Genomic DNA, 7,563 nt, shown 5'->3' on the forward strand with positions numbered 1-7,563 from the left:
TTGTTTTTGATTATTTATGAATGTTTGTGGTTGATTTTTGTGATCGTTTTCATTATACTGTAATCAAAGAAGAGGTGAATAAAATGTTAACTCCTGAACGTCATCAAATGATATTGCAACTTGTAAAAGAGCAGAAGATTGTTAAATTACAACAATTGGTGGAAAGAACAGAAAGCTCTGAATCAACAATTCGTCGTGATTTAGCGCAATTGGAAAAACAAAGGTTATTAAAGAGAGTTCATGGTGGTGCCGCTGTTTTAACAGGAAAAGGGCAAGAACCAACGATGGTTGAAAAATCATCCAAAAACATTCAAATAAAACAACAAATTGCTAATTATGCGGCTAGCGTTATTGAACAAGGTGATTGTATTTATTTAGATGCAGGAAGTACAACATTTGAAATGATTCCATTTTTAATAAATAAAGATGTGACTGTCGTTACGAATGGACTTATGCATATTGAAGCTTTAGTTGAAAATAATATTCGTGCGTATTTACTAGGTGGAATGATGAAGAGTAGGACGAAAGCTTTAATCGGTGCTATGGCACAGGAAAGTATGCAGAAGTATCGTTTTGATAAATGTTTTTTAGGTGCAAATGGTGTACATGAACAGCTTGGCTTTACAACGCCAGATCCAGAAGAAGCGCTCTTAAAACAAATGGCATTAACATTAGCAAACGAAGGATATTTCTTAATTGATGAAAGTAAGTTTTCAGAAGTTGCATTTGCGAAAATTGCAAATGTTGAAGAAGCAAATATTATTACAAACCATTTAGAAATTGATTTAGAAAAATATAAAAGACAAACCAATGTAATTGAGGCTGATAAACAATGATCTATACAGTTACTTTAAACCCATCTATTGATTATGTAGTACAAGTTAATTCCTTTGATTTAGGCGCAGTCAATCGAGCAGAGAAAGATATGAAGTTTCCTGGAGGAAAAGGGATTAATGTTTCTCGCGTTCTCCATCGTTTAGGTGTGGAAAATATAGCACTTGGATTTACTGGTGGATTCACCGGTCAATTTATTAAAGGTGTATTACAGGCGGAAGGCGTAATGACAAACTTCATCCAAGTAGACGGAGATTCCCGAATTAATGTGAAAATAAAAGGGCAAGAAGAGACAGAATTAAATGGGCAAGGTCCTAATGTGACAAATGAGCAATTTGAACAATTAATGAAACAAATCGAAAGTATGAAGCAGGGAGATTGCGTTGTGCTAGCTGGAAGTGTACCTGCATCTATCCCAACTACCTTTTATGAATCAATCGCAGCGCTCGGAGCTGAAAAAGGTATTCGAGTAGTAGTCGATGCGAGTGGAAGTGCACTGCAGCATGTAATTAAAAATAAGCCATTTTTAATTAAGCCAAACCATCATGAACTTGGTGAGTTGTTTGGAGTGGAGCTTTCAACAGTAGAGGACGTTTTACCTTATGGAAGAAAATTAATTGAACAAGGTATAAAACATGTTATCGTATCGATGGCTGGAGAGGGAGCTTTATTATTTACGGCAGAAGGTATATATGAAGCGACTGTTCCAAAAGGTGTTGTAATTAATTCAGTTGGGGCCGGAGATTCTCTTGTTGCAGGGTTTGTAGGCAAATATGAACAGACAAAAGATATTGAAAAGGCATTTCAATACGGCGTTGCAACAGGGAGTGCAACAGCATTTTCAGCTGATTTATGTAAGAAGGAAAAAGTAGAAGAATTATTGTCGCAAGTAATTGTAGCTAAGCGATAGGGGGAAGCAACATATGAAAATTACAGAACTATTAAAAAGAGATACAGTCATTATGGATTTGACAGCTTCAAATAAAGAAGCTGTCATAGATGAATTAGTTGAGAAATTAAATGGGGCAAATCGTTTAAATAGTAAAATGGAATTTAAAGAAGCTATTTTAAAGCGGGAGTCCCAAAGTACGACTGGAATAGGGGAAGGTATTGCAATACCTCATGCGAAGACAAAGGCTGTTAAACAACCATCGATTTGTTTTGGTAGAAGTGTAAGCGGTATCAATTATGAGTCGCTTGACGGACAGCCAGCACACTTATTCTTTATGATTGCTGCAAGTGAAGGAGCGAATAATACTCATTTGGAAACGTTGTCTCGTTTATCGACATTATTAATGGATGAAGGGTTTCGCAAGCAACTATTAGAAGCAAAGGATGAAAGTGAGCTTCTTCAACTATTTGATGAAAAAGAGAATGAAAAAGAAGAAGAGATTGAAGTCGCAAAACCAGAAGTAAATGAACCGTACGTACTTGCTGTTACAGCTTGTCCAACTGGAATCGCTCACACATATATGGCAGCGGATAGCTTAAAAGCAAAAGCGACAGAGTTAGGAATAGCGATTAAAGTTGAAACAAACGGATCGACAGGTATTAAAAACGGTTTAACGAAAGAGGATATTGAACGTGCAACAGCTATTATTGTTGCGGCGGATAAACAAGTAGAAATGAATCGTTTTGCTGGTAAACATGTCATTCAAGTACCAGTCGCTGATGGGATTAGAAAAACGGAAACACTTCTTAATCGAGCTGTAAAGCAAGATGCACCAATCTTTAAAGGTGTAAAAGAAGATGGAAAGGCAGAAAGTACGGAAAAAGAAAAAGGATTAGGAATTTATAAGCATTTAATGAATGGCGTAAGTAATATGCTTCCGTTCGTTGTTGGCGGCGGGATTTTAATAGCGCTAGCGTTTTCGTTTGGTGGTATAAAGGCGGAAGGTCCTTTAGCTGAATTGTTCATGTCAATTGGTGGAGGAAAAACAGGTGCGTTTTTATTCCTTGTACCAATTTTAGCTGGATTTATTGCAAGTTCTATTGCTGATCGTCCTGGTTTTATGCCTGGTGTTGTAGGTGGATTTTTAGCGGCGAATGCGAATGCTGGCTTTTTAGGTGGATTAATTGCTGGTTTCTTAGCTGGATATGTTGTTTTAGGGTTGAAAAGATTATTTTCAGGACTACCAGTACAATTAGAAGGAATTAAACCTGTTTTGTTATATCCAGTCTTTGGATTATTGATTACAGGAGTTGTAATGCAAAAAGCAGTGATTCCGCCTGTAGTAGCATTAAATGAAATGTTGACAGGGTGGTTAAATGGTTTAAACGGTACGAATGCTATATTACTAGGTCTTATTTTAGGTGGTATGATGGCAATTGATATGGGTGGTCCAATTAATAAAGCGGCGTTTACGTTTGGTATTGCTGCAATAGAAGCACAGAATTTTGGAGTGCACTCAGCAGTTATGGCTGGTGGTATGGTACCGCCACTTGCGATTGCATTTGCAACTACATTCTTTAAATCAAAGTTTACAGAAGCGGAACGTAAATCTGGTTTAACAAATTATATTATGGGAGCATCGTTCATTACAGAAGGTGCGATTCCGTTTGCAGCTGCAGATCCGGTTCGAGTAATTGTAAGTTGTGTTGTTGGTTCAAGTATTGCAGGTGCGTTATCTATGTTATTCCAAATTACATTACCAGCACCGCATGGTGGATTATTTGTAATAGCGTTAGTAAATAAACCGTTACTATATATTTTCTCTATATTAATTGGAACGATTGTCTCGGCTATTATGCTAGGTGTTTGGAAAAAGAAAGTTCAATAACAAATGAAAAGAGAGCAGCTTTTAGTAGCTGCTCTCTTTTTATTACAAAAAAATAGGTTAACAATTAAATATTGATGTTTTTGGTAAAAGATGTAAAGAATTGTGAATTTTTTGTAACAAAAAAGTAACACTGTAATTTTTTCTGGAAAAAAGTTCTTGTGCTCGTATATGAAAAATATATGAAAACCACTGGAGATTTTATGAGAAATACATTTTATTAATATGGAAATTTATGTTACAACTCGTTAATCGTATATTACGAATGCTTTGTAATTGTGTGATTTCTAAAAATTCTAAAAATCTGTCGCTATAATGAAAATACGAAAACAAAGCAAATGGAGGCTATTCATGAAAAAATTATTAGGTATAGCAACAGTAGCAGTTTTTGGTCTTGGGATTTTTGCGGGTTCTGCTAAAGCGGAAACAATTGTAACAACAGACGTATTAAATGTTAGAGAAAACCCAAATGTAGAGTCAAAGCTTGTAGGTAAAGTGTTAAGTGGGAATACACTAGATGTTATAAATACAGAAAATGGATGGACAAAAATTAAGTTGAACGGTAAGGAAGCGTTTGTAAGTGCCGATTTTACAAAGAGCACATATTATGTAACGGCGGGCGTATTAAATGTTCGTGCTGGAGCGAATACTGATTCTGAAATTTTAGGTAAACTTAATAAAAATGATGTGATTGAAACGACGAATCAAGTTCAAAATGAATGGTTACAATTTGACTACAATGGAAAAGTTGGATATGTTCACGTGCCATTTTTAACAGGAACAGCACCTGTAATCGAAAAGAAAGAGGTTGTAGCTCAAGAAGAAGCGCCAGCTAGAACAAATACGCCGGTTAAAAATAATACAGTAGTTAAGAATAAAGAGACTGTTAAGAGTAACGATTCTATTAAGAATGTAGAATCAAGTAAACCTGTGGTAAAAGAAAAACCGGCTGCAAAACCAGTTGCAAAATCTACTGAAACAAGTGCGCCTACTGGTGGTCGTGAAATTACAGTAGAAGCGACGGCATATACAGCAGATCCGAGTGAGAATGGTTCGTATGGTGGTCGTGTATTAACTGCAATGGGGCATGATTTAACAGCAAATCCAAATATGAAAGTAATTGCTGTTGATCCGAAAGTAATTCCGCTTGGATCAAAAGTATGGGTAGAAGGATATGGAGAAGCGATTGCTGGAGACACTGGTGGTGCGATTAAAGGAAATCGCATTGATGTATTAGTCGGTTCAGATGGTAGTGCTAATAGCTGGGGGCGCAAATCTGTAAAAGTGAAAGTTATACAATAGGTTATCGATATTAATATAAAAAGCGGTTGCTTGAAATTATGTAAGCAGCCGCTTTTTATGGATTATTGAAATGGATAAATAGTTTTACCTGTAATAATTTTATATGCACTGCAAAATTGCGTTTGTATATATTCTGTATTTTTATTTTCTGGATGTAATGTTGTTTCATGAAGGGTAGAATGAAAAGCCCGTAGTAAACAATTTAGGGCGAAGTATAATTCCTCTTGTGAACAATTTTGTTCTTTTATAGAAGTAGCTAAAATGAGGTCTTTTGTCAAAGATGAAAAATTGATGGTGGATTGTTTCATAGTTAACTCATCCTCTCGAAACTATTTTTATCATGTATATGCAGAATTGGACAAACTATGTTCTTTTTTCTGTATAATTTCATGTACCGTAATGAAAGAACTTGCAATCATGCCGTTAAAATTGGTAAGATTGGATATAATCAATAGATGGAGTACATTACATAAAGAGAGTTGAATGATATGGGAGAAGTGCAACGTGAAAAAGTTGCTGTCATCATTGGCCCAACTGCTGTTGGGAAGACGAAGTTAAGTATTGATCTTGCCAAAGCGTTAAATGGTGAAATTATAAGTGGAGATTCCATGCAGATTTATCGTACGATGGATATTGGAACCGCAAAGGTGACGAAAGAAGAGATGGACGGAATTCCACATTATATGGTCGATATAAAAAATCCAGAAGAATCATTTTCAGTTGCCGAATTTCAAGAACGTGTTCGTAAGCATATTCGAGAGATTACAGAGCGTGGTAAATTGCCAATTATCGTTGGTGGAACTGGTCTGTATATACAATCTGTTTTATTCGATTATCAGTTTACGGATGATGCTGGTGATGCTATATACCGAGAACAAATGGAAAAGTTAGCATTAGAACGTGGTGTGGAATATGTACATAAAAAATTACAAGAAGTAGACCCAGAAAGCGCTGAGCGTATTCATACAAATAATGTACGCCGTGTCATTAGAGCGTTAGAAATTTTCCACACGACGGGTGAAAAAATGAGTGATCAACTTGAAAAACAAGAAAACGAGTTATTATACGATGTTTCCTTAATTGGCTTGACAATGGATCGAGAAATGCTATACGATCGCATTAACTTACGAGTTGATATAATGATGGACCAAGGTTTATTAGAAGAAGTAGAAGGATTGTATAATAGAGGGATAAGAGATTGTCAATCTATTCAAGCGATTGGGTATAAAGAGATATATGATTATTTTGAGGGTCGTGTATCTTTAGAAGAAGCGGTATCACAATTAAAGACGAATTCACGTCGTTATGCAAAACGTCAATTAACGTGGTTCCGTAATAAGATGGATGTCACATGGTTTGATGTTACAGACGGTGAAAAAACGTCAGAAATTTTACGATACATAGAAGGAAAGCTACAACTAAAGTCGAATAATAGTAAGTAGAGAAAAAGAGGAGGATTCGACATGAAGCAATCAATCAATATTCAAGATCAGTTTTTAAATCAACTCCGTAAAGAGAATACGTTTGTTACGCTGTACTTATTAAATGGTTTCCAGCTTCGTGGATTAATTAAAGGATTTGATAATTTTACAGTCCTACTGGAAACAGAAGGTAAGCAACAGCTTATTTATAAACATGCAATTTCTACATTCGTACCACAAAAAAATGTTTCAATTGAATTAGAGTAGTAATGAATTATTGTACATAACAAAAAAAGAGCGAGTTTCTCGCTCTTTTTTATTTGCCATAAACGATAAATAGTGAAATTTAAGCGATTCTAAATACAGTTAGACGAATGTTAGTATTTCCTGTTGCAGGGATCGTAATCTCATTAAGAGTAGATTGGACAGAAATGTTTGCGCCAGCTCTTAACGTTTCGATTGTAGTAAATGAAAGTGAGTCGCCTATTAGATTTGAAGAGAAGTTGTCAGTTGCGACTGCTCCATTAATTGAAATGCCTACTCCGAGTGGAGCACATCCTGGTGCAGTTGTAGAGATGGATACGCTAATTACATAAATACCACCGTTGATAACAGTAACTGTATCTGTGCCGTTGAAGATAATGTTGTTTACATTAATTGCAGTATTAAAAATGAAGTTGTTAAATTGGAGTACTGTTTGTTGAATGTTGTTTGTTACAACAATTGTTGCTACAGGGAAGCTAGGTCCAGTCGGCCCGGTCGGTCCTGTAACTCCTATACCAGTAGCGCCCGTTGGCCCTTGAACACCTTGAGGTCCGGTAGCGCCAGTAGCCCCTGCAGGTCCTTGAACACCCTGAGGTCCGGTAGCGCCAGTAGCCCCTGCAGGTCCTTGAGCACCTTGAGGTCCAGTAGCGCCAGTAGCCCCTGTATTACCTTGAACGCCTTGAGGTCCAGTAGCGCCGGTAGCGCCCGTGTTACCTTGAGGTCCAGTCGGTCCCTGAGGCCCACCAGAAGGTCCAGTCGGTCCTGTAACTCCTATACCAGTAGCGCCCGTTGGCCCTTGAATACCCTGAGGTCCGGTAGCGCCAGTAGCCCCTGCAGGTCCTTGAGCACCTTGAGGTCCAGTAGCGCCAGTAGCCCCCGCCGGTCCTTGAATACCTTGAGGTCCAGTAGCGCCTGTGTTACCTTGAGCACCCTGAGGTCCGGTAGCGCCTGTGTTACCTTGAGCA

8 protein-coding genes are annotated in these 7,563 nt (G+C 37.3%); 6 read left to right on the forward strand and 2 right to left on the reverse strand.

Annotation, left to right across the window (positions count from 1 at the left end):
* The first annotated feature begins 83 nt into the window (after nt 1–83).
* The 4 genes from HMPREF1014_RS05875 (at nt 84) to entD (ending at nt 4,913) form a co-directional block, all read left to right on the forward strand.
* Entirely contained in the window at nt 84–836 is a 753-nt protein-coding gene (locus tag HMPREF1014_RS05875; RefSeq protein ID WP_000957263.1) for a DeoR/GlpR family DNA-binding transcription regulator, read from the forward strand.
* Nucleotides 833–1,744 carry a 1-phosphofructokinase gene (gene pfkB, locus HMPREF1014_RS05880; protein ID WP_000640830.1) on the forward strand — a complete coding sequence of 304 codons (912 nt, stop codon included), beginning with the start codon at nt 833–835 and terminating at the stop codon, nt 1,742–1,744. The genes HMPREF1014_RS05875 and pfkB overlap by 4 nt, the downstream gene beginning before the upstream one ends.
* 13 nt (nt 1,745–1,757) lie before the next feature.
* Nucleotides 1,758–3,614 carry a PTS fructose transporter subunit IIABC gene (locus HMPREF1014_RS05885; RefSeq protein WP_000704599.1) on the forward strand — a complete coding sequence of 619 codons (1,857 nt, stop codon included), beginning with the start codon at nt 1,758–1,760 and terminating at the stop codon, nt 3,612–3,614.
* A gap of 348 nt (nt 3,615–3,962) precedes the next feature.
* Complete coding sequence (gene entD / locus HMPREF1014_RS05890) at nt 3,963–4,913, forward strand: cell wall-binding protein EntD (RefSeq protein WP_000734642.1); 951 nt, start codon at nt 3,963–3,965, stop codon at nt 4,911–4,913.
* 62 nt (nt 4,914–4,975) lie between these two features.
* Here the strand turns inward: entD and HMPREF1014_RS05895 are convergent, their stop codons facing one another.
* Complete coding sequence (locus tag HMPREF1014_RS05895) at nt 4,976–5,221, reverse strand: hypothetical protein (protein WP_000814426.1); 246 nt, start codon at nt 5,219–5,221, stop codon at nt 4,976–4,978.
* Nucleotides 5,222–5,401: 180 nt separating this feature from the next.
* Here HMPREF1014_RS05895 and miaA point away from each other — a divergent pair, with 180 nt between their 5' ends.
* Both miaA and hfq read left to right on the forward strand, forming a co-directional pair.
* Nucleotides 5,402–6,355 carry a tRNA (adenosine(37)-N6)-dimethylallyltransferase MiaA gene (miaA, locus tag HMPREF1014_RS05900; protein ID WP_000504943.1) on the forward strand — a complete coding sequence of 318 codons (954 nt, stop codon included), beginning with the start codon at nt 5,402–5,404 and terminating at the stop codon, nt 6,353–6,355.
* A gap of 21 nt (nt 6,356–6,376) precedes the next feature.
* Nucleotides 6,377–6,601 (forward strand): RNA chaperone Hfq, encoded by a 225-nt coding sequence (hfq, locus tag HMPREF1014_RS05905; protein ID WP_000813896.1) that lies wholly within the window; start codon nt 6,377–6,379, stop codon nt 6,599–6,601.
* Between the two features lie 79 nt (nt 6,602–6,680).
* Here hfq and HMPREF1014_RS05910 read toward each other — a convergent pair.
* Nucleotides 6,681–7,563 (reverse strand): Gly-Xaa-Xaa repeat protein (locus tag HMPREF1014_RS05910; protein WP_000740886.1); only part of this gene is annotated, 883 nt, incomplete at its 5' end.

Origin of the sequence: Bacillus sp. 7_6_55CFAA_CT2 (assembly GCF_000238655.1) — a bacterium.
GTDB lineage: Bacteria > Bacillota > Bacilli > Bacillales > Bacillaceae_G > Bacillus_A > Bacillus_A cereus.